Annotated in this window: 31 protein-coding genes; 8 read left to right on the top strand and 23 right to left on the bottom strand. The window is 42.3% G+C overall.

What is annotated here, in order from left to right:
* Positions 1-140 precede the first annotated feature (140 nt).
* Positions 141-320, bottom strand: coding sequence for a hypothetical protein (locus ACFQZ9_RS12870; RefSeq protein WP_498944108.1), 180 nt, complete (start codon positions 318-320; stop codon positions 141-143).
* 140 nt (positions 321-460) lie between these two features.
* Positions 461-787, bottom strand: a complete 327-nt coding sequence (locus ACFQZ9_RS12875; RefSeq protein WP_198310844.1) for a YflT domain-containing protein — start codon at positions 785-787, stop codon at positions 461-463.
* Between the two features lie 197 nt (positions 788-984).
* Between ACFQZ9_RS12875 and ACFQZ9_RS12880 the strand changes: the two genes are divergently transcribed.
* Both ACFQZ9_RS12880 and ACFQZ9_RS12885 read left to right on the top strand, forming a co-directional pair.
* Positions 985-1,368 carry an IDEAL domain-containing protein gene (locus tag ACFQZ9_RS12880; RefSeq protein WP_198310845.1) on the top strand — a complete coding sequence of 128 codons (384 nt, stop codon included), beginning with the start codon at positions 985-987 and terminating at the stop codon, positions 1,366-1,368.
* Positions 1,369-1,403: 35 nt separating this feature from the next.
* Positions 1,404-1,658, top strand: a complete 255-nt coding sequence (locus ACFQZ9_RS12885; RefSeq protein WP_198310846.1) for a GlsB/YeaQ/YmgE family stress response membrane protein — start codon at positions 1,404-1,406, stop codon at positions 1,656-1,658.
* A gap of 40 nt (positions 1,659-1,698) precedes the next feature.
* Here ACFQZ9_RS12885 and ACFQZ9_RS12890 read toward each other — a convergent pair whose 3' ends face one another.
* Together ACFQZ9_RS12890 and ACFQZ9_RS12895 are read right to left on the bottom strand one after the other, a co-directional pair.
* A complete protein-coding gene (locus ACFQZ9_RS12890) occupies positions 1,699-1,926 on the bottom strand; it encodes a YczO family protein (RefSeq protein WP_498944109.1) in 228 nt (75 codons plus the stop codon).
* A gap of 301 nt (positions 1,927-2,227) precedes the next feature.
* Complete coding sequence (locus ACFQZ9_RS12895) at positions 2,228-2,578, bottom strand: hydrolase (protein ID WP_498944110.1); 351 nt, start codon at positions 2,576-2,578, stop codon at positions 2,228-2,230.
* Positions 2,579-2,733: 155 nt separating this feature from the next.
* Between ACFQZ9_RS12895 and ACFQZ9_RS12900 the strand changes: the two genes are divergently transcribed.
* Positions 2,734-2,991, top strand: coding sequence for a GlsB/YeaQ/YmgE family stress response membrane protein (locus ACFQZ9_RS12900; RefSeq protein ID WP_498944111.1), 258 nt, complete (start codon positions 2,734-2,736; stop codon positions 2,989-2,991).
* A 40-nt stretch (positions 2,992-3,031) separates the two neighbouring features.
* Here ACFQZ9_RS12900 and cls read toward each other — a convergent pair whose 3' ends face one another.
* The 5 genes from cls to ACFQZ9_RS12925 all read right to left on the bottom strand — a co-directional run bounded on the left by cls (position 3,032) and on the right by ACFQZ9_RS12925 (position 6,983).
* Entirely contained in the window at positions 3,032-4,531 is a 1,500-nt protein-coding gene (gene cls, locus ACFQZ9_RS12905) for a cardiolipin synthase (RefSeq protein ID WP_498944112.1), read from the bottom strand.
* Positions 4,532-4,612: 81 nt separating this feature from the next.
* Entirely contained in the window at positions 4,613-5,002 is a 390-nt protein-coding gene (locus tag ACFQZ9_RS12910) for a KGG domain-containing protein (protein WP_498944113.1), read from the bottom strand.
* Between the two features lie 428 nt (positions 5,003-5,430).
* A complete protein-coding gene (gene sigB / locus ACFQZ9_RS12915; RefSeq protein ID WP_498944114.1) occupies positions 5,431-6,207 on the bottom strand; it encodes an RNA polymerase sigma factor SigB in 777 nt (258 codons plus the stop codon).
* The gene (gene rsbW / locus ACFQZ9_RS12920; protein WP_498944115.1) at positions 6,173-6,655 is read right to left on the bottom strand and encodes an ATP-binding protein; all 483 of its coding nucleotides are present in this window, start codon (positions 6,653-6,655) and stop codon (positions 6,173-6,175) included. Before rsbW ends, sigB begins: the two co-directional genes overlap by 35 nt.
* A 13-nt stretch (positions 6,656-6,668) precedes the next feature.
* Positions 6,669-6,983, bottom strand: coding sequence for an anti-sigma factor antagonist (locus ACFQZ9_RS12925; protein WP_498944116.1), 315 nt, complete (start codon positions 6,981-6,983; stop codon positions 6,669-6,671).
* A gap of 275 nt (positions 6,984-7,258) precedes the next feature.
* Between ACFQZ9_RS12925 and ACFQZ9_RS12930 the strand changes: the two genes are divergently transcribed.
* On the top strand, positions 7,259-7,438 hold the full coding sequence (locus tag ACFQZ9_RS12930) for a hypothetical protein (RefSeq protein ID WP_498944117.1): 180 nt from the start codon (positions 7,259-7,261) through the stop codon (positions 7,436-7,438).
* Positions 7,439-7,467: 29 nt separating this feature from the next.
* Here the strand turns inward: ACFQZ9_RS12930 and ACFQZ9_RS12935 are convergent, their stop codons facing one another.
* Complete coding sequence (locus ACFQZ9_RS12935) at positions 7,468-8,319, bottom strand: CheR family methyltransferase (RefSeq protein WP_498944118.1); 852 nt, start codon at positions 8,317-8,319, stop codon at positions 7,468-7,470.
* On the bottom strand, positions 8,316-11,042 hold the full coding sequence (locus tag ACFQZ9_RS12940; protein WP_498944119.1) for a CHASE3 domain-containing protein: 2,727 nt from the start codon (positions 11,040-11,042) through the stop codon (positions 8,316-8,318). The genes ACFQZ9_RS12935 and ACFQZ9_RS12940 overlap by 4 nt, the downstream gene beginning before the upstream one ends.
* Before the next feature lie 202 nt (positions 11,043-11,244).
* Here ACFQZ9_RS12940 and ACFQZ9_RS12945 point away from each other — a divergent pair, with 202 nt between their 5' ends.
* Positions 11,245-11,709 carry a Dps family protein gene (locus ACFQZ9_RS12945; protein WP_498944120.1) on the top strand — a complete coding sequence of 155 codons (465 nt, stop codon included), beginning with the start codon at positions 11,245-11,247 and terminating at the stop codon, positions 11,707-11,709.
* 59 nt (positions 11,710-11,768) lie between these two features.
* Here ACFQZ9_RS12945 and ACFQZ9_RS12950 read toward each other — a convergent pair whose 3' ends face one another.
* The 3 genes from ACFQZ9_RS12950 to ACFQZ9_RS12960 all read right to left on the bottom strand — a co-directional run bounded on the left by ACFQZ9_RS12950 (position 11,769) and on the right by ACFQZ9_RS12960 (position 14,327).
* On the bottom strand, positions 11,769-12,911 hold the full coding sequence (locus ACFQZ9_RS12950; RefSeq protein WP_498944121.1) for a PP2C family protein-serine/threonine phosphatase: 1,143 nt from the start codon (positions 12,909-12,911) through the stop codon (positions 11,769-11,771).
* A 137-nt stretch (positions 12,912-13,048) separates the two neighbouring features.
* Positions 13,049-13,267 carry a hypothetical protein gene (locus tag ACFQZ9_RS12955; RefSeq protein ID WP_198310858.1) on the bottom strand — a complete coding sequence of 73 codons (219 nt, stop codon included), beginning with the start codon at positions 13,265-13,267 and terminating at the stop codon, positions 13,049-13,051.
* Positions 13,268-13,418: 151 nt separating this feature from the next.
* Entirely contained in the window at positions 13,419-14,327 is a 909-nt protein-coding gene (locus ACFQZ9_RS12960) for a magnesium transporter CorA family protein (protein WP_198310859.1), read from the bottom strand.
* 114 nt (positions 14,328-14,441) lie between these two features.
* Between ACFQZ9_RS12960 and ACFQZ9_RS12965 the strand changes: the two genes are divergently transcribed.
* On the top strand, positions 14,442-14,708 hold the full coding sequence (locus ACFQZ9_RS12965; RefSeq protein ID WP_498944122.1) for a YbyB family protein: 267 nt from the start codon (positions 14,442-14,444) through the stop codon (positions 14,706-14,708).
* A 47-nt stretch (positions 14,709-14,755) separates the two neighbouring features.
* On the top strand, positions 14,756-15,463 hold the full coding sequence (locus ACFQZ9_RS12970; RefSeq protein ID WP_498944123.1) for a TrkA C-terminal domain-containing protein: 708 nt from the start codon (positions 14,756-14,758) through the stop codon (positions 15,461-15,463).
* 163 nt (positions 15,464-15,626) lie between these two features.
* Here ACFQZ9_RS12970 and ACFQZ9_RS12975 read toward each other — a convergent pair whose 3' ends face one another.
* Positions 15,627-17,117 (bottom strand): mechanosensitive ion channel, encoded by a 1,491-nt coding sequence (locus ACFQZ9_RS12975; protein WP_498944124.1) that lies wholly within the window; start codon positions 17,115-17,117, stop codon positions 15,627-15,629.
* Positions 17,118-17,257: 140 nt separating this feature from the next.
* Between ACFQZ9_RS12975 and ACFQZ9_RS12980 the strand changes: the two genes are divergently transcribed.
* Complete coding sequence (locus tag ACFQZ9_RS12980) at positions 17,258-17,428, top strand: CsbD family protein (protein ID WP_498944125.1); 171 nt, start codon at positions 17,258-17,260, stop codon at positions 17,426-17,428.
* Positions 17,429-17,458: 30 nt separating this feature from the next.
* On the opposite strand, the gene nuoN is transcribed toward ACFQZ9_RS12980, so the two are convergent.
* The 8 genes from nuoN to ACFQZ9_RS13020 all read right to left on the bottom strand — a co-directional run bounded on the left by nuoN (position 17,459) and on the right by ACFQZ9_RS13020 (position 26,006).
* Positions 17,459-18,970, bottom strand: coding sequence for an NADH-quinone oxidoreductase subunit N (nuoN, locus tag ACFQZ9_RS12985; protein ID WP_498944126.1), 1,512 nt, complete (start codon positions 18,968-18,970; stop codon positions 17,459-17,461).
* A 6-nt stretch (positions 18,971-18,976) separates the two neighbouring features.
* Positions 18,977-20,488, bottom strand: coding sequence for an NADH-quinone oxidoreductase subunit M (locus tag ACFQZ9_RS12990; RefSeq protein ID WP_498944127.1), 1,512 nt, complete (start codon positions 20,486-20,488; stop codon positions 18,977-18,979).
* Positions 20,485-22,356, bottom strand: coding sequence for an NADH-quinone oxidoreductase subunit L (nuoL, locus tag ACFQZ9_RS12995; protein WP_026572704.1), 1,872 nt, complete (start codon positions 22,354-22,356; stop codon positions 20,485-20,487). Before nuoL ends, ACFQZ9_RS12990 begins: the two co-directional genes overlap by 4 nt.
* A 195-nt stretch (positions 22,357-22,551) precedes the next feature.
* Entirely contained in the window at positions 22,552-22,866 is a 315-nt protein-coding gene (nuoK, locus tag ACFQZ9_RS13000) for an NADH-quinone oxidoreductase subunit NuoK (RefSeq protein ID WP_198310866.1), read from the bottom strand.
* Positions 22,863-23,381 carry an NADH-quinone oxidoreductase subunit J gene (locus tag ACFQZ9_RS13005; protein WP_498944128.1) on the bottom strand — a complete coding sequence of 173 codons (519 nt, stop codon included), beginning with the start codon at positions 23,379-23,381 and terminating at the stop codon, positions 22,863-22,865. The genes nuoK and ACFQZ9_RS13005 overlap by 4 nt, the downstream gene beginning before the upstream one ends.
* Positions 23,378-23,797: an NADH-quinone oxidoreductase subunit NuoI gene (nuoI, locus tag ACFQZ9_RS13010; RefSeq protein ID WP_071354923.1), complete on the bottom strand. Its 420-nt coding sequence runs from the start codon at positions 23,795-23,797 to the stop codon at positions 23,378-23,380. Before nuoI ends, ACFQZ9_RS13005 begins: the two co-directional genes overlap by 4 nt.
* 104 nt (positions 23,798-23,901) lie before the next feature.
* The gene (nuoH, locus tag ACFQZ9_RS13015; protein WP_198310869.1) at positions 23,902-24,906 is read right to left on the bottom strand and encodes an NADH-quinone oxidoreductase subunit NuoH; all 1,005 of its coding nucleotides are present in this window, start codon (positions 24,904-24,906) and stop codon (positions 23,902-23,904) included.
* Positions 24,906-26,006, bottom strand: a complete 1,101-nt coding sequence (locus tag ACFQZ9_RS13020) for an NADH-quinone oxidoreductase subunit D (protein ID WP_198310870.1) — start codon at positions 26,004-26,006, stop codon at positions 24,906-24,908. Before ACFQZ9_RS13020 ends, nuoH begins: the two co-directional genes overlap by 1 nt.
* Positions 26,007-26,008: the final 2 nt, after the last annotated feature.

Below are 26,008 nucleotides of genomic sequence, written 5' to 3' on the forward strand. Positions count from 1 at the left end.
TCACTCCTCCCTCATGATAGTCTAACATATTGACGAATGAAAATCGGAAAAGTTTCATTTTGTTCCAAATTAAAGATAAATTAACTGCCTAAACACAGTTTACAACGATTAAACGGTGTTTAGGCAGTTAATAAAAATAGTTAAACCCCATTCCAAACCTTATTTAAGTTTAATGGGACATAGATTCGGTCCCCTTGAATTTCTCGATGAATGATTGGGTCTTCGAAAAATTGTTCCAGGCTCCTTTTTCCACTTACTTTATGACGGGCCCGCTTGTGAACGCCCCGTAATTTTTCTAAGCTTTGATTTGAAAATTTCATTATAATTCTCCTCTCTGAATTTTTAAAGCCTTTTTAAATTTGGTAGTTGATTTCCGCTCCAGGCACTTCGCTCCAATCAACTTTTTATATTTAATACAGCCTTGTTTAATGAGAGCGGGCCGGAATCGACCCGCTTTCCTTTAAGCTGATTTTGAACCGATCACTACGACTTTGCCATGGTCCATTTCTTCTTCATAGCGCTCTGCTTCTTCATCTGATAATCCTAATGACTCGAGCATCGTTCGAAGTTCGTCTCCCCGTGAGCGAAACACATTGGCGATGGAGTCGAATACGCCTTGTTCTGAAACACCGATTTCGGAAATGTCTAATGCATTGGTTAAATCCTCTGAGCGGTTTTTGTCATGCGCCAGTAAATAAATTTCATTTTGGCTGAACCCTTGACCCATTAATTGTTCAATTTCCCTTTTTGCCTGCACGCCATTTTCTACGATTTTAACGGTTTCCATTTCAAAATCCCTCCAGAAAATTTAGTTTGTCCTTGGTGGACTTGTCTTTTATGTAACCGCTTCTTGAAAAATCGAAACCTATTTTTCTAAAATTCTATTTATTTTTATTGGTTAGGTTAAACAGCAAGCGATTAAGGGTATATACGTAACACCTAATTCATTCATTCAACAACGAAAATTTGATTGGAGGTATATATATGAGGAAACTGGTTTGTAAGGCTTGTGGCAATGCGGAATTTTATGTGTTAAATGTTCGCGAAACACTGTGCAAAAAATGCGGGTTACGATTAACTCATCCAAGTGACTACCGTAGGGAGGAGTCACAGCATAGAAAAGAGCAGCTTTATTTAGAAACGAAACGGCAGGCGGAAGCCATTTCAAAAATCAGCCTGTTAAAGCGGAAAATTGACCAATGTCTCGACGATCGAGATCAAGAAAAATTTAAACAGTTAACCTATGAATTAAGAGTTTGCCAGTATTTTTTAAAAACAGGAAGAAATGATGCTCAAACTCGGTTCAAGGATAAGATTAAACAGCAGGGACAGCAAAAAGGGTTACTGTTTGAAGATAAGGGTATTTAATCACCACCTTTTCATAATCGAAAGGAGAGAACAATATGGGATTTATCTGGACTTTATTTATTGGTGGAATTATCGGCTGGCTGGCAGGGCTTCTTCTTGGAAGTGACATCCCCGGAGGAATTATTGGAAATATGATTGCTGGATTCATCGGTGCCTGGCTTGGTTCCCTTTTATTAGGAACATGGGGACCTGTTATTGGAGGATTTTACATTATACCGGCATTTATTGGTGCCATTATCCTTGTCCTCGTTGTTGGTCTCATCTTAAGAAGTGTAAGACATAGAACATAATAAGAAAAGACTGCAGAAAATGCAGTCTTTTCTCATTTCTTCATTCCATCCCCGTCTTATATTTTTTCTCACTTGAGGAAGTATCTTTTGAAGCATGTTTTGCCTTTTCTTCCCGTTGCTCTTCCTTCAAATCCTCTACAGGAATCGGGTCCACGTTTTGTTCGCTTTCAAATCGATCGAACAAGCTTTCTTTCTCTGTTGGGTATTGTTCAGGATGGTCCCTAGATTCCACCAAACGCTCCAAATGCTCTTTTTTCTTCTCATTCATTTCCTATCACCTCATTGGTTACATACCCTCTTGTTACGAACTCCAAACTAATTCGTGAATGATGAAAAATGTAGAAAATCTAAAGAAATTGCCACACAAAACTATGTTACATCCTATAAGAAAGGGGAAGAAATAAATATGATAGAAAATTCAAATAAATCAACCGTCTGGAGGAATGAAAAATGAAATTCTATACACGTGAATGGCTTTTACTTAGTAAGGAAATTAAGATAAAACTGATTCGTTTAGCGATTTTAGAAAACGAAAAAAGAGCCTAATTCTATAAGGCTCTCAATTTATTTTATCTAAAATTTTGGTTACGTATCTTTAAAAAGGCCCCATTTAGAATCTCCATCTCTTTGATATGATCACGGGTTCTTTCATCTCCGAGCTGATAAATGACCGCATAGATTATAACCATTCGTGCATCATATTCTTTATTTTGCGGGTCATGATGATATTCAAGAAAAGGAATATGGGACCGAATATAGCTTTCCCAATCTGCCTGGTAGTTTTCATCGAACAACTGTTTAAGACTTTTGATTTGACTATCTGTCGCCTCCACTTTAAAATCCCATTCCGAATCAAAAGGCTCCCTCACTATTTCATGAGATTGAATATTAATATAGTAGCTCTGTTTTTGTTGTTCCACTAACTTCGCCTCCCACCTCTTTTATTATGCTGTACCCCCAACTATGGCGAGTTAATCATTCCATCCCCCTTTAAGCATAGTTTTAGTTTATTCAGTGAAAATTCGGGTACTTATATACCATAGACATTATTAAAAATCGAAGGGAGAGAATCTGTATGGCATTTATTTGGTCATTAATTATCGGGGGAGTAATCGGCTGGCTGGCAGGTCTGATCATGCACAAAGATCTGCCTGGAGGGATCATTGGTAATATTATTGCCGGATTTATTGGTGCCTGGCTCGGCTCATTCATTTTTGGAGATTGGGGTCCGGAAATTGGAGATTTCTTTATCATCCCCGCATTGATTGGAGCGATTATTCTCGTATTAATCGTAAGCTTTGTCATAAAAAGCATGCGTCGAGAAGCTCATTAAAAATAACAGAGAGGCTGCAAATGCAGCCTCTCTTTCGCTGTTATAATACTCCCGAAAACAACCGGGCAAAGGATTCCTTCACCCTTTCGTCCATTCCTCTTTTATGAAATTCCACAGGACGAAGCCGGCAGCAATCCTGTAAATCTTCCTCATAATGGTCGATTAAATCCTGGATCGATTCAGTACCTGTTAAAAACAAATTGACTTCAAGGTTCAGTCGAAAACTTCGCATATCCATATTGGCTGTTCCAATCGTCGCGAGGTCCCCATCGACAATCATTATTTTTTCATGTAAAAATCCCTTTTGATACAAGTACACTTCAATCCTATTTCGTAAGGCCTCCGGAAAATAGGACTGTGAAGCATATTGCGTCAGGAAACCATCATTTCTCTCTGGTACCATGATTCGGACCTGTATCCCCTTTTGTGCCGCAATTCTAAGGGCCGTCCGGATTGCCTGATTGGGAACAAAATAAGGTGAAGCAATCCAAATCGATTTTGTTGCACACGAGATCATCGTATAGTAATGATCACTCATATCCTCCGTTTCAGGCCCGGTGGCCACGACATGCACCATTCCATCTGCTTCTGCGGGTATAACCTTCTGATACCTTTCATCTTTCACAATCATTTCACCAGTAACATCCAGCCAATCTAATAAAAAAACCGCATGGAGTGTTTGAACAGCTTCCCCTTTAAGAACAACATGTGTATCCCGCCAGAATCCAATATCTTCGTCTTCTCCGAGATATTCCACCCCGATGTTCAGTCCCCCGACAAAGCCAATTTCCCCGTCAATGACAATGATTTTACGATGATTACGAAAATTAAACCTTTGATTGAATAATCCACTCCTAATCGGATTAAAGGGATGGATATGGATACCAGCTTCCCTCATCCTGTTCATATCAGAGCTTGATAAGGAAACGCTTCCGACCGCATCATACATCAGGCGTACCTCCACCCGCGCCTTTGCCTTTTCCATTAAAATCTCGATAATCTCCTTGCCTAATCGATCAGACCGAAAAATGTAGTATTCCATATGAATAAACTCGCTTGCTTCCTTCAGCCTTCTTTTTATTTCTTGAAACGTTTCTGTCCCGTTTTTTAATATCGTTGTTTTTGTATGGGTATCTGTATGGGTGACTCTTACCTTCTCAAGATAACGGACAAAACACTGCTGGTGATGATTCAGCTTTGAAAAATCAATCTTCCTAACCCCTTTATTAATGGCTTCAAGGACTTCGCGGTCGTTTGCACGCTTACGTTTAAAAAAAGTTCCTTTTAATAAAAGTTGACCGGAATACCAATAGAATAGATACCCTATTACCGGTAAAAACAATAAAATATAAATCCATAATAGCGTGTTTTGTGCCGAGCGATATTCAAGCATTAAGGAAAATATCGTGATCAAAATAATTACTCCGTAGAATGACAGGCACAATACTTTCCACTTAAATGAAATGTCTGTCAACACCACCAAATATCCTAGAATCACGATGAATATCACAAAGACAAATTCGATTGTTTGTTTTTTCATCCAGGCAATCCCCCTATAGTAAAGAAGCTTGCACAAATTTGTGCAAGCTCTTTTCTGAATCGTTTCATCTATTCAAAAGGGTTAATCATCATCACGTTGGTTACTGCTGGACTTTCCGCCTTTTTCTCCGATTTCTTGATAAAATTCTTTATCATGGTTTTCGGAGGTCGCCTCTCCGCCTTTTCGGCCAATCTCCTGATAAAACTCTTTATCATGATTCTCGGCTGTGGCCTCTCCGCCCTTTCTGCCGATTTCCTGATAAAACTCTTTATCATGATTTTCGGCTGTGGCTTCTCCACCTTTTTGGCCAATCTCCTGATAAAACTCTTTATCATGATTCTCGGCTGTGGCTTCTCCGCCTTTTCGACCGATCTCTTGGAAAAACTCTTTATCATGTTTTTCTGCAGTGGCTTGTCCACCCTTACGTCCTCTTTCTTCCATGCTCATATTATCATTATTATTGTTAGCCATATTTATTTCCTCCCTTAAATTTTGATTGGTCTTTTTCTTTTCAGTAACAAAGTGCCGCTCTCATTTTCAGATTGGAATATGAATCCTATAGCACTAGGTTTCCCCGCTGCTTTGGATAGAAACTGAGGTATTTTCAGCAACTTTCAACAGACCCATCCTATATACCTCCTTCTATATTGACTTTGTCAGGTTAGCTTGTTTTTGTAACCTTGTTTAAGATGTACCCCCTTTTCATGGGATCAAAACGCTTTTTAACCTGTTTAATGATGAAATATTTGTCATTTATTTTTAAGGTTCTATTAAACTTGGGTTTTGATTTCCGCTCCAATCAACGTTGTTCAAAAATCAACATTGTCCTTTAACACAACCAAATAAAAATGCCGAACAACTATTTTCCATTAAAATAGTCGTCCGGCATATGTTCATTCTTAATGGGCATTGCTTTCGATTTCCCTTCGCAGTTTATCAATCGCCTTCTTTTGCAGACGAGAAACATGCATCTGCGACATTCCCAATTGCTCGGCCGTCACCTTTTGACTCTTATTTTCCAAAAACGTACACTGCAGGATCTCCTTCTCTCGATCCGATAACACATGAAGACTGCTTTCAAGTACCAGCTTTTGGTCCACTTTTTCAAAACCTTCATCAGGCGAGCCAATAATATCAAGCGGCGTCACCGTGCTGCCCTCAGATCCCGTTTCCGTTGGCTGATCAACAGACGCAGCTTGATAGTTTTTCCCCATCTCCATGGCCTCTAAAACCTCTTCTTCCGAAATCCCTATATGATCGGCAATTTCCTGGATTTTTGGTGAACGCTGGTAAAGAGTAGTGAGCTCGTCCACCACAGTTTTTACCTTTGGCCACAATTCCTTGATCCGCCTCGGAACATGGACACTCCAGGTTTTATCCCGTAAAAACCGTTTAATTTCACCAATGACGGTTGGAATTAAAAAGGCTTCAAAGGATTTGCCAAAACTTTCATCATATCTTCTGATCGATACCAATAGCCCAATCATCCCTGTTTGCATGAGATCTTCATGAAAGTGTTTCCCCCTTGAATATTTCCTTGCAAGGCTTGCAATCAGGGCCGTGTATTGTTCTGTTAGCGCGGTTTGAGCTGATGGGCTCTCATTCTGCTGATACTCCCGAATCAGTGCATTGATTTCCTCCTTAGTTCGTTTCATGGCTTGAGATGGTTGTGTCATGATTATCACGCTCCCCACTTAAATGCTTCACCATGAAGACCGTTACACCGGACTTGTTCGTTACATGGACTTCATCCATGAGCGTTTCAATCAAATAGAGACCCAACCCTCCTTCTACAAGTTGATCCACGGTGCTTGACTTTGTGTATGGGCCTAGTTCCTGTTTCGTTTTGGCAAAATTAAAGCTCTTTCCATAATCCGCTACCATTACTTCTAATTTGTCCTCGTAAATCCCGAATCCTATCACCATTTCCCCGTCTTCGTCCTCACGGTAGGCATGCTGGACAGCATTTGTACAAGCCTCACTTACAGCAATTTTAATATCCTCAATTTCCTCATATGTATAGCCCATCCGGCTCGTGATCCCCGATAAGGTTAATCGGATGACCCCCACATATTCTGGTTTTGCAGGAATCTTCATTTCAATATAATCCATCACTTGTTTCATCGTCCCCCACCCTTTAATCTGCAGAAATATGAATAATATTGCTAATACCAGTAATTTCGAAGAGCCGTTTTAACCGATCGGATAAATCAATCAGCTTTAGCTCTCCATCATTTTTCTTCATTTGTTTAAATAAACCGATAAACACGCCAAGTCCGGTACTGTCTAAATAAGATACATCTTTTAAGCTGACGGTTAGCGTTTTGTTTTTTCCTTCCGCCAGCGGCAGCAGTTCTTCTCTTAGCTGCGGTGCCGTATAGGCATCAATTTCGCCGGAAACTTGGACAAAGGTTTCTTCATTATTCTGATGTTTATCTATTTTTAGATTCATTTCATGATCACCTCTGGATTATTTATTTGTTACATACCCGCCTCTTCAGAACCTTAAACCTTTTTTTAAAAAAAATTTTTGCCAGTTTGATTTCCACTCCAGGCACTTCGCTTTCCGCGGGCGGCTCGGGGAGCCTCCTCAGCGCTAAAGCGCCTGCGGGGTCTCCCCTGTACCGTGCTCCCGCAGGAGTCTCGTGCCTTCCGTTCCAATCAATAAGTCTACAATGTTTCAAAAACAATTTAAGTGGTATATAAAAAGAAAAGGAGTGTTGCACAATGAATGAAAAAGTGAAATCAGCTCAATTTATTCAGGACTTGAAGGCTGCATCCAACAATAATAGTTCGATGGCTCAGAATTTGGACGAAATGAAAAAGCTTGGTAAAGAAATGAAGGAGCAAAAAACAGGCAGTGAGTTACGGGAAGACAACCTCACCCAAGACCCGCTGCAAGATTAGTAGAAACGGCCCTTAAAGAGGGCCGTTTCTTATTGCTTCCGGTAAATTCGTTCCTGCGAATTGAATTCCTCATAATGAATGTCTTTCGGGAGAAACAAAATCGATTCCTTACTGCCTAATCCAATAAAGCCTCCATCCGCCAAACTGTTGTACATGAGGCGATGGACGTTCTGCTGCAGATCACTGTTAAAATAAATCATGACATTCCGGCACAAAATGACATGGAACTCATTAAATGAACTGTCCGTTACTAAATTGTGCTGTGCAAAGATCAGTTTCTCCTTCATCTTCGGGCAAAAATAAGCAAACTGATGATCCGTCGTATAATATTCAGAAAAAGCCTTATTTCCCCCCGCAACCAAATAATTCTTCGTATATTGCTGCATTTTCTTCAGCGGGAACGCTCCCTTTTGTGCCACCTTTAGTGCGCGTTCATTCATATCCGTTGCATAGATGGTCGTTTTTTCTGCTAGTCCTTCCTCCTGCATCAAGATGGCCATGGAGTATACCTCTTCCCCCGTCGCACAGCCGGCGTGCCAAATCCGAATTTCCGGAAGCTCGCGCAGCAATGGAACCACTTCCTGACGAAAGGCCGCAAAAAAGCTGGGGTCGCGGTACATTTCTGTCATCCGAATTGACAAATCATTGAGCAGCCGCTCCAAAAAATCCGGCTCATGAAGTACTTTTTCCAATAATGAAGTAATCGTCTCTAGCCTTTCCATCTTCATGCGATTGGTAACCCTTCTGAATAGTGAGGCTCGAACATAGCCGCGAAAGTCATATCCGTGCATTTGATAGAGGCCTTCAAGCAGCAAATTCATTTCAATATTCTGCAGCTCTGTCGGAGAAAACTCTTCCGTTTCAACGATTAATTCACTCATGATTGATTCACCTGCTCTGTCAGCCACACCCGCATCAGCGAGAAGAGCTGATCAATATTTAATGGTTTCATAATATAGTCAGAGGCACCCGCTTCCATACATTTGCTGCGTTCCCCTTTCATCGCCTTCGCGGTTAGGGCAATAATCGGCAAATGGACCATCTTTAGATCGTGACGGATTGCCTTCATCGCCTCATAGCCGCCCATCACCGGCATCATAATATCCATAAAAATAAGATCAAAATCAGTGTTGTCCCGTAAGATATCCAATGCCCGTTTCCCGTTTTCAGCCACTTGTACTACCATTCCTTTTCGCTCAAGCGCTGTCACAAGGGCGAAAACATTACGAGCATCATCGTCTACTAGGAGGACCTTTTTCCCTTTAAATATGTGTTCAGAGGACGGGGATTTTTTTTCAAAAGGAATTTGCGTCACTGCTACTTCGTTGACCCCCGCTGCTACCTCCTTAAGTGCCTGTTCCTCTTGCTGTACCTCAGACTCAAGTCTGCTCGGAATATAAATGGTAAATGTGCTTCCCTTCTGCGGTTCGCTTTCTAACTCAATCAAACCGCCAAGCAAGCGGGTAAATTCGCGACAAATCGAAAGCCCTAAGCCGGTGCCGCCGTATTGACGATTCGTCGTCCCGTCCACTTGTTGGAAGGCATCAAAGATAATTTGCTGCTTTTCGGCAGGAATTCCAATTCCCGTATCACTTACGGAAATCGCCATAACGGGTCCCTCTACCTCTAATTTTTCTGCAAAGTCTGGCGGGGCAAGCTCCATTCGTACCGTTACTGACCCTTGTTCAGTGAATTTAAAGGCATTCGATAAAAGATTTTTTAAAATCTGCTGCAATCTTTGTCCATCTGTCGAGATGACTGGAGGGACATCCGGATGCGTTTCGACCTCAAAGGCCACATTCTTTTTCGCAGCAACCGGATCAAACATGCTTTTTAATAGTTGCGGAAGCTCTGTGACATTCACTTCATCGGTTAAAATTTCAATTTTTCCCGCCTCAATTTTCGATAAATCAAGGATATCATCGATTAGCCGCAGCAAATCCTCGCCGGCCGTGTACACCACGCGTGAATATTCCTCAACCTCTGCCTTGTCCATTTCCTGGTTATTTTCCATCAGCATTTGCGAGAGAATGAGAATACTGTTCAATGGTGTCCGCAGCTCATGCGACATATTCGCAAGGAAATCCGATTTATATTGTGAGCTCTCCTCAAGCTTTAACGAATATTCGACTAATTCATCCTTCGTTTTTTTCAGCTCTGCCGCCCGCTGTTCGGCATAATGGTTTTGTTCCTCCAAATAGTCATTGGAAATTTGTAGCTGCTCCTGCTGCATTTGCAATTCCTCGGATTGCGCTTGAAGTTCTTCCGATTGTGCTTGTAATTCCTCTGTCATTACCTGGGATTCACTAAGCAGTCTCTCTACTTCCATCCGTCCGAGCACACTCGTAATTGATGAACCAAATTTATCTTGAAGCAGGTCCAATAAGGTGAGGTGCTGCGCAAGAAACGGCTGAAGTGCCGCGAATTCAATAACTGCCTCGACTTTGCCCTCTACAACAATCGGAGCAACTAGTAAATGGGTCGGTGAGGAAGCTCCAAGGCCGGAGGTTAGTTTAATATGATCTTCAGGCAGGGTGTCTATCAGAAAAATTCTTTGATCCAGGGCACATTGTCCCACAAGTCCTTCCCCTAGACGAAAGCTTGAGGCAACATCCTGATCCTTAATCGCATAGCCCGCTGTTTTGACAAAATGAACGCCTTGACCATCCGCCTTCCGCAAATAGACGACCCCATAAACAGCATCGAGCAACGGGGCAAGCTTTGTGATAAAGGTTTGGGCTAGCACGGTTATATCGGTGATTCCCTGATACATTGTCGAAATTTCCGTCATACTTTTCTGGATCCAGCTTTGCTTCTCCAAACTGCTGAGGAGATTGTTCATCGCATCGGCCAGGTCACGGGTCTCATCATGGGTTTTCACTTTTATGCGTGTGGAAAGGTCGACTTTGGATTCAGTGATACTTTGAATCGTTCTGACAACCTGCCTGATCGTTTTTACAATCGAGTTCCCCAGCGAAAAGGCTGTTACTAATGTGATGATGGTTACTAAGATGATAATCGTATAAAAGGTAATTCTTAAATTCATATTATTTTGATTGAGTTTATCAATCCGTTCCGCCGTCAACTGCTTTTCTTCCTTAAGGAAGGAATCAAATTGTGTATTGAGCTGGTCGGTCAGTTTTTTCCCGGTGTTTTCTTTAAAATGCTGATTTAATGCGGCCGAATCATTTGCTTTTTTCGCCTCGATCACATATTCCCCGGAATCTTTGATCCAGCTTTGGATCAGCGGTTTGATTTCCTCGAGGTTATGCTTCTGGTTGGTGTTATACATTAATAGAGAGTGAAGGTTATTGTAATTATCCAGCCAGCTTCGGCTTCCTTCCTTATATGGTTCGAGATATTGACTATCTCCCGTGATCACATAGCCTCTCATGCCGGTTTCCATATTAAGGACGTTTTTTTGCAGCTGATTGACCAAGTCGTGTACCTGAATATCATGACTGGAAACGAAGTCTGCCTGCTTCTGTAAATCTGTCATTCTAGCATTCACGATTAGAAGCGATATCCCTAGGCAAATCAGGATGGTTAAATAGCCTGTAATGATTTTTGCTTGAATATTGAATTTGATATTTTTTATGATCATCGCCCTCTTCCCGGTATCATTCGACAAGGATAACGCCATAATTCTACCATATTTTTCATGTTGATTTTGGCGTTTACGATTATTGTTAGGCGGATTTTACCAATTTGAAAAACTTCTGAAATATTCTTGTAAACTTGTATTTTGTTTAAGCAGGAGGATGGGCGGGTATTGAATAGATATCAAGTGAATGGAGTGATTTTTTATGGCAAATACAAAAACAAAAGACAAAACCGCCCAGCTTACTGAGGCACTGGATCAGCAGGTGGCGAATTTCTCGGTACTGTATATGAAACTGCATCATTATCACTGGTATGTCAAAGGCGAACAGTTTTTCACGCTGCACCTTAAGTTTGAAGAGCTGTATAAGGAAGCTGGGCTTCATTTTGATACGATTGCGGAACGGATGCTGTCGCTTCGCGCGCTGCCAACGGCAACCTTAAAGGAACAATTGGGGCTGGCTTCAGTTAAGGAGGCTTCTGGTGATGAGGATACTTCGGCAATGGTGAAAACGCTGGCTGAGGACTTTGAGATGATTTGCGGTGAGTTGACAGAGGGGATTACGGTCGCGGAGGATCATGATGATCAACCGACAGCCGATATGTTTATTGCGATTCGGACGTCGCTTGAGAAGCACCGCTGGATGCTGGAGGCCTTTTTGGAAGGGTAAAGGATTAAAAAACGTACACGAGGGTGTACGTTTTTTTGTGCTGTTTCGTTCGACTAAAATCACGCCTTCGCTGAAATCATCACCAAGCACATATCATCCTTTGGCACATTCAGCGGCTCGGCGCTTTGCTGGATTTGCTGGAGGATCAACGCAGGAGTATCGTTTTCCTTTTCCTGCAACGTCCGAACAATTTTCGAAGTCGTATCCTCATACTCCTCCTCCAACCATTCCGACAATCCGTCCGTAAACAATAACAGCCGCGCCTCATCCGAATAGTGAATAGCCCCTTTTGTTACCTCAATATCCTCAAAAAATCCAATTGCACAGCAGCCTTCTGTCAAAAGCTTCACTTCCTCATCAACAATCGCAATCCCCGCCGGATGGCCCGCATTCACATACTCAATCGTCTGCTGCTCCGTATCAAGGACAAAATATATCGCGGTAAAATAATAGTTGATCAAACTATCCGGGAAATGAAGCTGATTCATCCGGCGATTCAGCTCCTTCATCACCGAATCCGGATCACCAAACTCTACAATCGTATCCTTTAAAACAGAATAGATGTACATACACATGAGCGAAGAAGAAATCCCATGCCCCATCATATCGAGCAAAATCACAGCATAGCGGTTAGGGCTAATCTGGTGCCAGGCATACAAATCACCAGCAAGCTCGAAGGATGGACGATAGACCGCCGAAATCGATACCTTCTCCTCCTGAATCGGATGACTGAGCATGCTTAACTGAACCTGTTTCGCCAAATCCAACTCAAACTGAATCCGCCGGTCGCGTTCCTTTCGTAAATCCTTCTCTTGTTTTAAACGGAGGACAGAACGAATCCTCGCCAGCAGCTCAATTTTATTGATCGGCTTCATCACATAATCAAGTGCTCCGGCATCCATTGCCTCCGCCATCTTATAGGAATCTCCCATTGCTGTTACAAAAATAATCGGTAGATCATGATAGCGCTCCTCTGCGAGAATGGTCCGGCACGCCTCCACACCATCAATTTCCGGCATCATCAGATCCAGCAAAATCAAATCGACCGGGACCTCCGCCGTCTTCGGCCCATCCAGCTGCAAATAGTCATATAATTCTTTGGCAGATGAAAGCTTGACGATCCGATCATAGCCATCTTTTTGCAGGATTTTTTCGATAATCATTAAATTCGTCAGATTATCGTCCACAATGACAATATTCATCGTCTCCCCCCTTTTCGTTAATTCCTCCTATGTATCTAGTTTTATCATAGCATGACACTCGTACGAAAACAGCGAGAGACAGCTCGGTCTCTCGCTTATCTATTTATACAACTCCGGGAAATCCCGAAGAATATTTCCTAGTCCCTATTTTGCTCAATATTATAACCAGAATCGGATTCTCCACCATTTTGGCTTTTCTGATATTGGTATTTTTCATCATCATACTGTGAAGCGGTTCTCCTCATTCTATCCTCATTTTCCCGCTGGGTCTGATCTACTTCTCTATCATTATGGTTATTTCCCTCTTGAAGACCTGTTTCCTTAATAGTTTTTTCATCATATAAATTCTTAGCCATTTTCCATTCCTCCTCATTTATTCAAATTGCTGCATTTCATTTCTTGCCTTTTCACGAGCACTTACTGAAGTTGCAGCTGCATACTTCAACCACCCTCTTCCTTTGTTAGCCTTACTATTGTAATACCACCCTTTTCTAGTTCTTAAACACACTATTTAAAAAACGAACCCTTTCTTTTCCCTTTCAACAAATCGCCTGTCCAGCCTTTTATTTTTAAATAACCATAGAGAAGGAGCGTTGAAATAATCGTAAGAATAATAGAAAAAAGGTATCCATACTTCCAACCAAGCTCCGGCATATGCTTGAAATTCATTCCCCATAGGGCCCCAAACGCCATGATCGGGGTAAAAATCGTCGTGATCACCGTTAGGGTTTTCATAATTTCATTACCGCGATGGGAGGAAATGACCTCTTCCAAATTAATCATCGAATCGAGCTCATGTTCATACTCATTCAGAAGCGCAAAGGCCCGTTCCATCCGCTTAGCGCTACAGAAATAAATCTCCTCATTCCCACCCTTATGAAGATTGACCTCCTCAATCGCCATGATCAACTCCTTTATCGGGATTAAGAGATTTTTCCACACCAATAACTCATGCCTTTGGCGGTACAACAGTTCAAGAATCCTCGTTTCATTTCGTTTACGAACACTCCAAATCAAGGTTTTAAGCGATTCCTCAAATTGGTCAATTTCTACTAACATTTCATTCAGCAACTCTCCCAAAAAGAGTAAAAAGCCATCAACCGCCGTTTCCGTCTTGTCCATACCTTTTAACGGAAAAGAGCTCAAATCAAGATCAACCGATACCCATTTGTCATTCGTCAAATAGAAATGGAAAATCTTATTATCTTGTTCCTCTTCAAAGCTTTGCTGATAAATCAGTGAGGCATGTACTGCCTTTTCTCCATTTTCCAGGACTTCGACCCGAAGGCAGTTACTCTTATTTTTCCGAATCCGCTCCAGCCATTCGCTTTCAAGCCCCTCCGTCGCCCCACGTTCAATCTCGCATTTATTTAATTGAAACCATTTCCATTTGTTCTCACCCAATACTTTTTCCATCGCAATCTCCTTTTTTCTAGTTAATCCCCGTTTTTATGGTCAGTAAAACGTTTCATCCTCTAAAAAAGCGGGTAAGGATAAATAAGCTTCAAAATTTTGAGGAGGTAGGATACTATGAAACGCAGTATTGGAATGACATCACTCGTGGTGGCAGGAGTTGGAGCTTCGGCAATATGGTTATCCAATAAACCGAATCGCATCAAGGCAGAAAGTTTATTACGAGAATGGAAACGTAAATTTTTTCCGACAGTTTTTGAAAAAAGTGAACAACTTCCAATTCATAAAGGCGGGCACCCACTTCCACATGATTTCGAGGATAATAAAATGGTGGATGAAGGCGCAATGTACTCAGTAAAATTCTATAACGAGAAGATTCAATAGATAGTTGGGGCGAAAGCTGCCCCAACTATTTTTATGAGAGGTGAAAAATGACACTACTCTTTTTGCTCATTTATTTCATTATTATTGTCGCTGTCATTGAAATTTTTGTGATTTTGTTTCGGCTAACTGGCCTGAAGGTAGAGATTTCTCGGTTTCAGGTCATTTCCTTGATGACCGGCACCGGATTTACCACCGATGAATCGGAACTTATTTTAGGTCATCCCATCCGTCGTAAGCTAGCGATCTTTCTAATTTTGTTTGGAGCCTTTTCTTTAGCTGTGATCATCTCATCAATCAGTCAGTTTTTATCGAAGGGTCTGCAGGCAAAGGAGATTTTTATCCTCGCCACTGTGGTTTTGTGCGTATATCTGGCTCTTAAATTAACCTGGATGCAGCGGAAACTATCAAGCTTATTTAATCGAAAAATGAAACAGAATGTAGAGCTCGCTGATTTACCGGTCCGGGAGGTTTTTTTGAAAAATAATGAAGATGTTTTGCTTTATCTTCCTATTTTCAGAGAATCCAAGCTTGCTAGAAATACCTTTAATCAAATAATAGAAGACTTGAATCAACTAGAGCTCAATATCTTGTTTATCCAACGCGGCAAGGTGAAAATTAGAAGAAATTTATTTGATACACCTCTCCATGAAGGCGATCAGGTCCTGTTATATGGCACAAAAAAGGCTATTTATGAAACTTTTCATCAAGATCTGATGATAATGAATGAAAAAAAAGTTGAAAAAGAACTCCTTTGAGGACTTTTTCAGCTTTTTTTTCGTAAAAATTACACCATTACTAAATTTATCCGCGTTTCTAAGTAGTTTATCCGCGGATTGAAGACATTTATCCGCGAATTGACCCTATTTATCCGCGAATCAAAAAAATCCGAATCCACCCAAGGATTCGGAAAATCAACCTTTAATTATTTTTCCCCTCACTCAGCTTTTCATCAAGCTTTCGCAAATATTTCCCGGCAAACTCCTTGCCGCCAATCCCAAATGCGAGACCAAACGCGAGCGCCAAGCCGCCTAAAACGAGGATAAACGCAGCATTCACAATCGAATGAGCCACACCCAATTGATCCAATGCCATAAACACGGTAATCGCAAAAATTGTATATTTCGCTACCGCTGCAAGCGTACGTGCATAGCGGTGCTGCAGAACATTCTGCAAGACACGCCCGACTAATTGACCCAAATATAAGCCAATTCCGAGGATGACAATCGCTGCCAACAGCATTGGTAAATAGGCAATCACACCCGATGCTAGTGTAACCAAGAAATTTAAATGGACAATTTGCAAGGCCTCTGCTGTAAATAACAGGACGACTACGATTTTTACGAGCAATCCAACCATTTGTGACAGAGTATATTTTGATTGCTCCGGAGTTAATGAACCGATGCCCATTTGGTGAAATAGACTATCAAACTTTAAACGCCATAGCATTCGTGCTACCATTTTTTCTAACCATTTCCCTACCCATAGACCTGCTAAAATCAAGATGATGGCCACTGCGATATTTGGAATGAGTGTCAGTACATCATGAAGCATTGCAATCGCCGGGTCGGAAATCCCTTTTAGATCCAGTTTTTCCAATGCAGAAATAATTGCAGGAATTAACACGAGTACAAACGCGATATTCCCAATCACACCTGATAGATTATCCATCAGCCCCATTCGCTGGCCAATTGAATCCATTCCAATACTCTTTAATAGATTCGTTAAAATATCACGAACGATCTTGGCAATCAGCCAGCCTATGAATCCTATTAGTGCTGCAGCAAACAGCTTCGGAATAAACGATAACATTGAGCTTAGAGCATGTGAGAATGGATCCGAAATCCCCTCCATATGTAATGCTCCTAGTACGGCCGGTAAAAATAACAACAGGATAAAATAGAAAAGCCCTTTTGCAATACTATTTACTACATTAAAAGCATCCACTTCACTCTTGTTCATTTTCCATTTTACAAGGTGGCGTTCGAAATGAAACATGGAAGCCATTTTAATAAAGAGCATACGAACTAGATAGGCAACGACCCAAGCCAGCAACAAAATCAAAGCTGCTTTTAATAGATTCGGGATTGCCCCGGTCAACGTGGAGACCATTTTGACGAGTGGTGCTGCAATCAAGCCGAGGTTCAGCATATTAAAGAAGATAATCCAGACAAAGACTAGTAAAAGATAGTAAACGATTTTTCCGATAATGACTTCTGATGAAACCTTTCTTTTTCCAATATTGGAGAATAGCTTATTATCGAGATTTGTTTTCTTTAACCCTGCTTCGACTGCCTTACCAATCGCTTTTGCGACAAGCCAGCCTACCAGTAGGACGAGAAGTGCAAGCAATACATTTGGGATTTGCTGGAGGTAGTAGGACCAACCATTCATCATTTGATTTAGATTCATTTTTCCATCTCCTTTTTTCACATTTGCTTGCTATATGTACTACCCCTCCATTTTGTTTCTAAACATTTCCACTTATCAGGTTTAATCCATTTTCAAAGGGGTATTTATCAATCGAAACCAAATCAAAGGAGGAAGTTAACATGAATAAAGAAACAGTAAAAGGAAATCTTGACCAGGTCAAAGGAGAAGCCAAAGAGCAATGGGGTAAATTAACCGATGATCGATCAAAGGAAGCGGAAGGAAAGGCTGATAAAGTAAAAGGGAAGCTAAAAGAAGGATATGGTGAAGTAAAAGATGAAATAGAGCGCTAAATAAAAAGAAGAGGCCCACGGGCCTCTTTTTTATTGCAAAAAGTCTGCAAATTGATTGAAGTGATTGTGCAGGAAGTCTAAAGCCAGGTTTGGCGCGACTCCGAATAGCACGGATGCCACGACAGCGACGATTAAGACAACCAAGATTCCAAATGGAATATTGAATTTGCTTTCGTCAGCAGCCGGACGGAAGAAGATTTGCGTCATGACACCGAAATAGTAGAAGTACGAAATAACCGTTGTTGCTATCATTATCGACGCTAATACATAGTGGGATTCACCCGCAAATGTTCCAATAAAGATATTAAGCTTTCCGATAAATCCAGCAGTGCCCGGGAAACCTGCTAACGAAACAAGTAAAATTCCCATCGCAACCGCAAGAACCGGCGAGCGGCGATAAAGACCTGCATAATCGGCAATCCGCTCGGTACCTGTTTTTTCCGAAACTAATTGAATCACAGCAAAGGCGCCAAGATTCATGAACAAGTACGCTAGTAAGTAGAACCAGATGGCATCGAACATGATAAAGTTCATCGATGCAAATGCCACAAGGATGTAACCGGCATGGGCAATACTTGAGTAAGCAAACATTCTTTTAATATTCGTCTGTTTCAAGGCAACCACGTTACCGATAATCATCGTTGCTGCCGCGATAAAGCTGATGTAATCCTGCATTTTATACAAAATTGGTGCAGAACCAGGCCCTTCCGATGCAGCCACGCCGAATACGGATAACAAAATACGGATGACAATCACGAAACCGGCTGTTTTTGAAACAACGCTCAAAAATGCGGTAACAGGTGTTGGTGCTCCCTGATAAACATCTGGCGCCCACATATGGTAAGGAGCAGCCGCAAGTTTAAAGGATAAACCCACGAAAATCATCAAAAATGCTAAGCCAAGCAGGTAGACATGCTGACCATCCGCAAGACTTTGCAGCTGTCCGGCAATCGCTAGTAAATTCGTTGTGCCTGTTAAGCCGTACACATAGCTCATCCCGAACAAGGTAATCGCAGTGGAAATCCCGCCATTGATGACGTATTTCATTGCTGATTCATTCGAGGCGTCATTGCGTTTGCGCATCCCTGCAAGGATATAAGATGAAATCGAGAGCAATTCAAGACCGATAAATAATGTAATCAAGTCTCCGCTTGAAGTCATGACCATCGCGCCGAGCAAGGCTGTTAAAAACAGATAGAAAAACTCGCCGTGATATTCTTTCATTCCGTCTTTCGGTTCATAGCTGACCGCTAAGAACATTACCAATCCGGCACCAACTAAGAGCAGAACCTTGAACGCCTTGCCAAATCCATCGAGGCGGAAGGTATCGTTTAAAATGGATACCGTTCCTTGGTCAATCACACTAATGACCGAAATCAATGCGGCAAAAATTCCGGCAATCCCAATCCAGCCAAGAATCCTGCGATCCTGATTCTTCGGCATAAATAAATCAAGAAGGGTTAGGACGGCGGCAACACCGACGATGATGAATTCCGGTGTCATAGCGCCCCAATTAAATGATTCCAATGCTTTGATATCCATCCTTCATCACCCTCCTATCCCAAGCAATATAGTTTCAAGTGTGGCATGAAGTGGTGAGCTTAGAACACTTGGATAAACACCGATTAACACGATTAAAACGATCAAAACAACAACCGGTACCATTTCAACACCTTTTAGATCGACAACACCGGTAAATTCACGATGTGCCTGGCCATAGGTAATCCCTAGAACCGCACGAAGTAAATAAACGGCAGTCATGATAATCCCGATTGTCCCAACAGCGGCGATCACCGGCATTTCTTTGAACAAGCCAAGGAACGCCATGAATTCGCTGACGAATCCAGACATACCAGGAAGTCCTAGTGACGCAAGACCACCAGCAAGCAAGAAACCCGCAGCCCGCGGCATCCCCTTCGCCATCCCGCCAAGATTTTCGATTAAAGATGTATCTGTGCGCTCGTAGAACACACCGACAAGGAAGAACAATAAGGCTGAGATTAACCCGTGGGAAACCACTTGGAAAATCGCTCCTTGAATACCCGCTTCATTCATCGCCGCAAGACCGATTAACACGATTCCCATGTGAGAAATCGAAGAATAGGCCAAAACCATTTTGAAGTCTGATTGAATGAACGCCAAGAAGGCACCATACAAGAGATTAATTACCCCAAGGATTGCCAGCATGACGGCAAGCTTGTCAAACTGCGCCGGGAAGATTCCCATTCCGAAACGAATCAAACCGTACGCACCGATCTTTAGTAGAATACCAGAGTGAATCATTACCACTGACGGCGGTGCTTGTACGTGAACGCGCAGCATCCAGCTGTGCAATGGAAAAATCGGTAATTTCACACCAAAGGCAATCAGCAAGGCAATAAACAAACCCATCTTTAAATCACCCGAAATTGGGCCGCCTTTGACATTAACAATATGCTGTAATTGCTCGATATTCGTTGTTCCTGTTTTTGAAAACAAGATCATAATGGCGATTAATAATACCGCTGAACCTAATCCATTGTAGATTAAGAAGCTGAATGCGGCTTTTTCTTTTTCAAAATAACCCCATTTTCCGATTAGGAAGAAGGTTGGAATTAATGTTACCTCGAAGAAGATAAAGAACAAAATTAGGTTTTCCGCTGTAAACACACCGAGCATCCCAATTTCTAAAAGAAGGAACAGCATGAAGTAGCCTTTCCATTCCTTTTTCACAAATTTAGCAGCGCCGATTGCTGACAACGTCGCAATGACTGCTGTTAATACGACAAGTAACAGCTGGAAGCCGCCGATTGCAAGCTCATAACGAACAGATAACAAATCCTTTGCGGCACCGGTTAGATTCCCAAATTTAATCCATGGAACCGATACGGAAAAGTCCGCTAGGTTTTTACCTGCTTGATAATGTAAATACACTGCAAGTGCCAGGAGCAAGGCCGGCAATGTAGCAAGGAAGCCAATCGCTTTGATTGCTTTTTCCGCTGTCTTTGGCATGAATGCTAATATCACAATCCCTAGTAACGGGGAGAATACTAGGATTGAAAGAACGGATGTTAGATTCATTTTAAGTACCCCCCTGTTAACGCAAAGATGACAGCTAGAACGGCAAGACCCACGAAGGCAACCGCACCATAAGTTTGAACCTGTCCGGTCTGCATTTTTGAACCGGATGCTCCTAGTCCCTGTACAAATCCGACAACACCCTTCACAATTCCCTCAACAATAAAGGTGTCAATGAACTTGAGGAAGTAGCTGATTCCGGTTGTAACAGCAACCACTGTCATTTGATAAAATTCGTCGATGTAATATTTGTTTAATAAAATCGTATGAAGCGTATCGCCTTTTCCACTCAACCAGTTGCGTGATACGGAACGTTTTCCGTAGATCAACCATGCAAGGAAAATTCCAAGCAAGGATACAATGGTTGCGGCAGGCATAATCCATCCTGGACCTTCCGCATGGGCGTGGTGTGCAAGCACTTCGTTTCCATCCACAAGCCAATCGCCAAAGAAGGTTCCAAACCATGGAGTGTTCACATAACCTCCAATAATCGCCAAGACGCCAAGAATGATCATCGGAATCGTCATATTGGAAGGCGATTCGTGAACATGTTTTTGATCTCCGCGTGCTTCTCCGGTAAATACCATGAAGAACAGGCGGAACATATAAAATGCTGTAAAGAATGCTGCAATCAGCGCCAACAAGAATAGGACATAATGTCCATCTGCCCATGCAGCCGCTAAAATTTCATCTTTACTGAAGAAACCTGATAAAAGCGGCACACCGCTGATGGCAAGTGTTCCGATTAAGAATAATGGTCCTGTCAGACGAAGCTTTTTCCAAAGACCGCCCATTTCCTCGATGTTTTGCGTATGCACCGCATGGATGACACTACCTGCTGCAAGGAACAAGAGCGCTTTAAAGAATGCATGTGTCATTAAGTGGAACACACCCGCCACATAGCCGGCAGAACCGAGGGCAAGCATCATGTAGCCAAGCTGGCTGACCGTTGAATAGGCTAATACCCGCTTAATATCTGTTTGCACAAGACCGATGCTTGCGGCAAAAATTGCTGTAATCCCACCGATGACGGCAATGACAAGCAGCGCTGTTTTGCTTGCTAAGAACAATGGGAATAGTGCTGCAACTAAGTAAACCCCGGCAGCAACCATTGTTGCGGCGTGGATTAAGGCCGAAACTGGTGTCGGGCCTTCCATCGCATCAGGCAGCCACGTATGTAGCGGGAACTGACCTGATTTACCAACAGCCCCGATAAAGATCAGAATAGCTGTTAAGGTGATCATCGATTGTGAAACAGCGCCGTTTTGTACAGCAGCAAAAATTTCACTATATTCAAAGCTTTTCGTTTCCCAGAACAAGAGGATCATCCCGATTAAAAGTCCAACATCCCCGATACGGGTCATGATGAAGGCTTTTTTGGCAGCAGCTCTTGCCTCTTCTTTGTAAAAATAAAAACCGATTAAGAGGAAGGAACCGACCCCGACAAGCTCCCAGAAAATATAGGTTTGCAAAAGGTTTGGTGAAATGACCAGACCAAGCATTGCAAAGGTAAATAGTCCTAAATAGGCATAGAATACGTGGAACCGCTCGTCACCATGCATGTACCCTTTTGAGTAGGTATGTACTAAGCAACTTACGAGCGATACAATCACTAGCATTAATGCATTTAATTGGTTCACTTCAAAGCCCGCTGTTAAATGAAGATCTCCTATCGTCAGCCAGTCTGCCTTTGTCATATAGGTTGGCTCTGTGAAGCGTTCAAAGAGCACTAACACCGAATAAACAAGCGATGCCAATGTGAGCAGAATTCCCACATATGCACTCGCCTCCTTCAGGCGCTTCCCGAAAAGAAGCAGGAGCACAAACGATAATAGCGGGAAAAGCGGTATGATCCATGCATTTTCCATCAATATCACGATCCCCTTTTTTAAACGCGCTACCGCTGTAAATTTTATAAAATTGCGCGTCAGATTGGGCCCGCTAAAAATAGCAGGACAGATAAAGGTGTGGATAAGCCCACTTACCTCATCACAGATTATAAAACACTACCTGCGCATTCATTCACAAAATGCTCAGGATTTTCCAGCTAAAAATTTTACGTTAGATTAATTTTTCAATTTGTTCATTTCGTCAATATTCACCGTCTTACGGTTGTTGTAAAGCGAAATGAGGATGGCTAATCCGACGGCTGCTTCGGCTGCGGCTACACAGATGGCAAATAGGGCAAAGATTTGTCCGGTAATGGACGGTGCTAAGCCGTATTTACTAAAGGTAACCAGATTGACGTTGACAGCATTCAGCATTAATTCAATCGATATTAGAACAATCACGGTGTTGCGTTTTGTTAAGGCACCGTACAATCCGATGCAAAATAGAATCAGCGCAAGGGCCAGGAAGGCTGAAGCAGGAACTGAACTCATTCGTCGTCCGCCTCCTTCTTGTCTTTTTTCGCTAAAACAATCGCCCCAACCAATGCCACTAAAAGTAACACAGAGGTTAACTCAAATGGAATTACCCACTTGGAGTAAAGGGCTTTACCGATTTGCATGGTGTTATTTTCATGCAAAGTGGTTGGAACTTGTTCGATATTGAAGTTATAGATCCCAATGTATACGGCAAAGGCGAAGCCTACAACCCCTAAGAACAAAAGAAACTTTCGGAGCTTGCCTGTTGTTGGTTCACTTTCGTCATCATGCTTCGTTAACATGATTCCAAAAAGCATAATGATGGTAATCGCGCCTGAATAAATTAAGATTTGCACAGCTGCAACGAATTCTGCTGACAGCAAAACATAGATGCCGGCAATGGCAACGAAAGTGAATATGAGGGCAACGACCATGTGCATAACCTTTGTCAGGTTTAAGAGCAGCACACCGCCGATGACCGCAGCCAAGGCAAGACCCAAAAATGCGAGAAACTCGCCTGAAAATATCATGGTTTATTCACCTGCCGTATGTTTTCGTCGTTTTCATCTAACCATTCAAGGTTTTTAAATAAAGCATCCCTGCTGTATTCAGCAAGCTCGAAGTTATTGGTCATGATAATCGCTTCTGTCGGGCACACCTCTGTACATAGATCACAAAGGATGCAGATTTCAAAGTTAATATCATAGGTATCGATGATTTTCCCTTTTTTCGTTGGATCCGGGTGTTTTTTACCGACTAAATCAATACATTCAGTCGGGCAAATGTTCATGCACTGGTTACAGACGATACATTTTTCCGGATAGAATTTTTGAATGCCGCGGAACCGGTCAGGCAGTGGCAGCGGCTTTTTCGGATAGTCATAGGTGACCTTTTCTTTTGTTAATTGTTTTAGGGTATATTTCAAGCCTTTTGCTAATCCAAGCACGTTTTTCACCCCTTTTATCATTTTAAAGTTTGCTTTGCTGCCAAACGCGAGGCAGTCAAGGTATTGGAAAACTCAAGTCTTGCCGAGGAGAAATGAGTTCCTTTTTAGAAAAATAAGGTTTTGATTAAGGCGGTTAGGAAAATGTTTGCCAGGGATACTGGCAGTAATATTTTCCAGCCCATTTCCATCAAGTGATCGGCACGCAGACGCGGGAACGCTACACGGAACCAGATGTAGACGAAAAGGACAACGGCGAATTTGAGTGCGAACCAAACGGCTCCTGGGATAAATCCAAGGAAATGGAATGGTGGCAGCCAGCCGCCAAGGAAGATGGTCACGATCAGTGACGTCATCGCAAATAGGTACACATACTCAGCCAGCATGAAGAATGCCCAGCGAAATCCTGAATATTCAACGTGGTATCCGGCAACAAGTTCGTTTTCGGATTCGGGTAAGTCAAATGGTGTCCGATTTAATTCTGCTACTGATGCAATTAAAAAGACGATAAAGGCTACTGGCTGTAGCAGGATAAACCAGCCATGACTCTGCTGGTGCACGATATCGTTTAAGTTCAAGCTGCCGGTGAGCAAAATAATTCCGAGTACGGACATGACAAGCGGAATTTCGTATGAAATCATTTGCGCAGCCGCACGCATGGCTCCAAGGAGTGCGTATTTGTTATTAGATGCCCAGCCACCTGTAACAACACCGAGCGTCGTTAATCCTGAAACGGCAATATAATAGAGCAAGCCGACACCAATATCGGCAAATTGAAATTTGTCGGTAAACGGAATCGTTGCCAACACCATGAAAGACGGTGCAAAAGCAATTACCGGTGCCAAAATAAATAATGGCCTGTCTGCAAGTTTCGGGATAATATCTTCTTTTAATAATAGCTTCAAGACGTCGGCAACGGTTTGCAAGAGTCCCCAGCGGCCGCCGACTTGATTTGGACCGTGGCGGAGCTGCATGTAACCCATGACTTTACGTTCTGCCAGGATTCCGTAGGTTACAAAGCCCAGTACGACTAAAAGTAAGATTGCTCCTAGTAAAAAGAAGATTAAGAAATTAAACAAACCGGGACTAGACTGGAGTAAATCATTTATCATCAGCCGTCCACCTCCCCAAGGACTATATCAATGCCCCCTAAAATGGCAACGAGGTTTGAAATGTTTTCTCCCTTTAATAATTTCGGGAGAATTTGCAGATTGTAGAAAGATGGCCTTCTTAGTTTTAGACGGTATGGCTCTTTCTTTCCATCACTGTTGATGTAAACACCAATTTCTCCACGTGGTGCTTCGATTCTGACAAATCCTTCACCTTTTGGTGCTTTAATGATTTTTGGTACCTTTGCGAGAATATCCCCATCTTTCGGGAATTGGTCGCATGCTTGCTCGATAATTTTTAGAGATTCTTCGATTTCTAATAAGCGTAAATGGTAGCGCGCCAATACATCACCGCTATCCAAGACTGGTATGTCAAAATCAAAGCGGTCGTAAATGCAATATGGCTCATCTTTACGCAGGTCCCATTTGACACCGGTACTGCGAAGATTGACACCGCTTAGCGAGTAATTAATGGCATCTTCTTTTGAATATGTTCCGACACCTTTAATACGGGTAAGGAGAATTTCATTTCCGGACGCAAGTTCATGATATCCTTTAATTTGCTCTCTCAAGTATGGGACAAAGTCTTTTACTCGTTCTACCCAGCCTTCTGGAGCATCCCACTTGACGCCGCCGACACGCATATAGTTGAAAGTTAAGCGGGCACCGGAAAGCTCATTTAGGAAATTCAGAATCATTTCGCGATCGCGGAACGCAAATAGGAAGGGACTGACGGCCCCCATATCGAGGAGGAATGTCCCCCACCATAAAAGGTGGCTTGAAACCCGGCCTAATTCCATTGCCAGAATACGTAAATATTCAGCACGGTCAGGTATTTGAATTCCCATCATCGTTTCAACTGCGTGACAAAGTACATAGTTGTTGGTCATGGCGGAGACATAATCCAACCGGTCCGTATAAGGAATAATTTGTGTATATTGCAGGTTTTCAGCTAGTTTTTCTGTTCCGCGGTGCAAATAACCGATGACCGGTGTTGCTTCGGTAATAATCTCCCCATCGATTTTTACCACCAGCCGGAATACTCCGTGCGTACTTGGATGCTGAGGACCTACGTTTAACAGCATTTCTTCTGTTCTGATCATTG

It is taken from the genome of Neobacillus sp. GCM10027624 (assembly GCF_042675345.1).
Taxonomy (GTDB): Bacteria; Bacillota; Bacilli; order Bacillales; family Cytobacillaceae; genus Neobacillus; species Neobacillus cucumis_D.

What these genes read in the sequence shown, in the direction of transcription:
- ACFQZ9_RS12870 (WP_498944108.1), bottom strand. Translation starts at nt 320, where the DNA reads ATGAAATTTTCAAATCAAAGCTTAGAAAAATTACGGGGCGTTCACAAG.
- ACFQZ9_RS12875 (WP_198310844.1), bottom strand. Translation starts at nt 787, where the DNA reads ATGGAAACCGTTAAAATCGTAGAAAATGGCGTGCAGGCAAAAAGGGAA.
- ACFQZ9_RS12880 (WP_198310845.1), top strand. Translation starts at nt 985, where the DNA reads ATGAGGAAACTGGTTTGTAAGGCTTGTGGCAATGCGGAATTTTATGTG.
- ACFQZ9_RS12885 (WP_198310846.1), top strand. Translation starts at nt 1,404, where the DNA reads ATGGGATTTATCTGGACTTTATTTATTGGTGGAATTATCGGCTGGCTG.
- ACFQZ9_RS12890 (WP_498944109.1), bottom strand. Translation starts at nt 1,926, where the DNA reads ATGAATGAGAAGAAAAAAGAGCATTTGGAGCGTTTGGTGGAATCTAGG.
- ACFQZ9_RS12900 (WP_498944111.1), top strand. Translation starts at nt 2,734, where the DNA reads ATGGCATTTATTTGGTCATTAATTATCGGGGGAGTAATCGGCTGGCTG.
- cls (WP_498944112.1), bottom strand. Translation starts at nt 4,531, where the DNA reads ATGAAAAAACAAACAATCGAATTTGTCTTTGTGATATTCATCGTGATT.
- ACFQZ9_RS12910 (WP_498944113.1), bottom strand. Translation starts at nt 5,002, where the DNA reads ATGGCTAACAATAATAATGATAATATGAGCATGGAAGAAAGAGGACGT.
- sigB (WP_498944114.1), bottom strand. Translation starts at nt 6,207, where the DNA reads ATGACACAACCATCTCAAGCCATGAAACGAACTAAGGAGGAAATCAAT.
- rsbW (WP_498944115.1), bottom strand. Translation starts at nt 6,655, where the DNA reads ATGAAACAAGTGATGGATTATATTGAAATGAAGATTCCTGCAAAACCA.
- ACFQZ9_RS12925 (WP_498944116.1), bottom strand. Translation starts at nt 6,983, where the DNA reads ATGAATCTAAAAATAGATAAACATCAGAATAATGAAGAAACCTTTGTC.
- ACFQZ9_RS12930 (WP_498944117.1), top strand. Translation starts at nt 7,259, where the DNA reads ATGAATGAAAAAGTGAAATCAGCTCAATTTATTCAGGACTTGAAGGCT.
- ACFQZ9_RS12935 (WP_498944118.1), bottom strand. Translation starts at nt 8,319, where the DNA reads ATGAGTGAATTAATCGTTGAAACGGAAGAGTTTTCTCCGACAGAGCTG.
- ACFQZ9_RS12940 (WP_498944119.1), bottom strand. Translation starts at nt 11,042, where the DNA reads ATGATCATAAAAAATATCAAATTCAATATTCAAGCAAAAATCATTACA.
- ACFQZ9_RS12945 (WP_498944120.1), top strand. Translation starts at nt 11,245, where the DNA reads ATGGCAAATACAAAAACAAAAGACAAAACCGCCCAGCTTACTGAGGCA.
- ACFQZ9_RS12950 (WP_498944121.1), bottom strand. Translation starts at nt 12,911, where the DNA reads ATGAATATTGTCATTGTGGACGATAATCTGACGAATTTAATGATTATC.
- ACFQZ9_RS12955 (WP_198310858.1), bottom strand. Translation starts at nt 13,267, where the DNA reads ATGGCTAAGAATTTATATGATGAAAAAACTATTAAGGAAACAGGTCTT.
- ACFQZ9_RS12960 (WP_198310859.1), bottom strand. Translation starts at nt 14,327, where the DNA reads ATGGAAAAAGTATTGGGTGAGAACAAATGGAAATGGTTTCAATTAAAT.
- ACFQZ9_RS12965 (WP_498944122.1), top strand. Translation starts at nt 14,442, where the DNA reads ATGAAACGCAGTATTGGAATGACATCACTCGTGGTGGCAGGAGTTGGA.
- ACFQZ9_RS12970 (WP_498944123.1), top strand. Translation starts at nt 14,756, where the DNA reads ATGACACTACTCTTTTTGCTCATTTATTTCATTATTATTGTCGCTGTC.
- ACFQZ9_RS12975 (WP_498944124.1), bottom strand. Translation starts at nt 17,117, where the DNA reads ATGAATCTAAATCAAATGATGAATGGTTGGTCCTACTACCTCCAGCAA.
- ACFQZ9_RS12980 (WP_498944125.1), top strand. Translation starts at nt 17,258, where the DNA reads ATGAATAAAGAAACAGTAAAAGGAAATCTTGACCAGGTCAAAGGAGAA.
- nuoN (WP_498944126.1), bottom strand. Translation starts at nt 18,970, where the DNA reads ATGGATATCAAAGCATTGGAATCATTTAATTGGGGCGCTATGACACCG.
- ACFQZ9_RS12990 (WP_498944127.1), bottom strand. Translation starts at nt 20,488, where the DNA reads ATGAATCTAACATCCGTTCTTTCAATCCTAGTATTCTCCCCGTTACTA.
- nuoK (WP_198310866.1), bottom strand. Translation starts at nt 22,866, where the DNA reads ATGAGTTCAGTTCCTGCTTCAGCCTTCCTGGCCCTTGCGCTGATTCTA.
- ACFQZ9_RS13005 (WP_498944128.1), bottom strand. Translation starts at nt 23,381, where the DNA reads ATGATATTTTCAGGCGAGTTTCTCGCATTTTTGGGTCTTGCCTTGGCT.
- nuoH (WP_198310869.1), bottom strand. Translation starts at nt 24,906, where the DNA reads ATGATAAATGATTTACTCCAGTCTAGTCCCGGTTTGTTTAATTTCTTA.
- ACFQZ9_RS13020 (WP_198310870.1), bottom strand. Translation starts at nt 26,006, where the DNA reads ATGATCAGAACAGAAGAAATGCTGTTAAACGTAGGTCCTCAGCATCCA.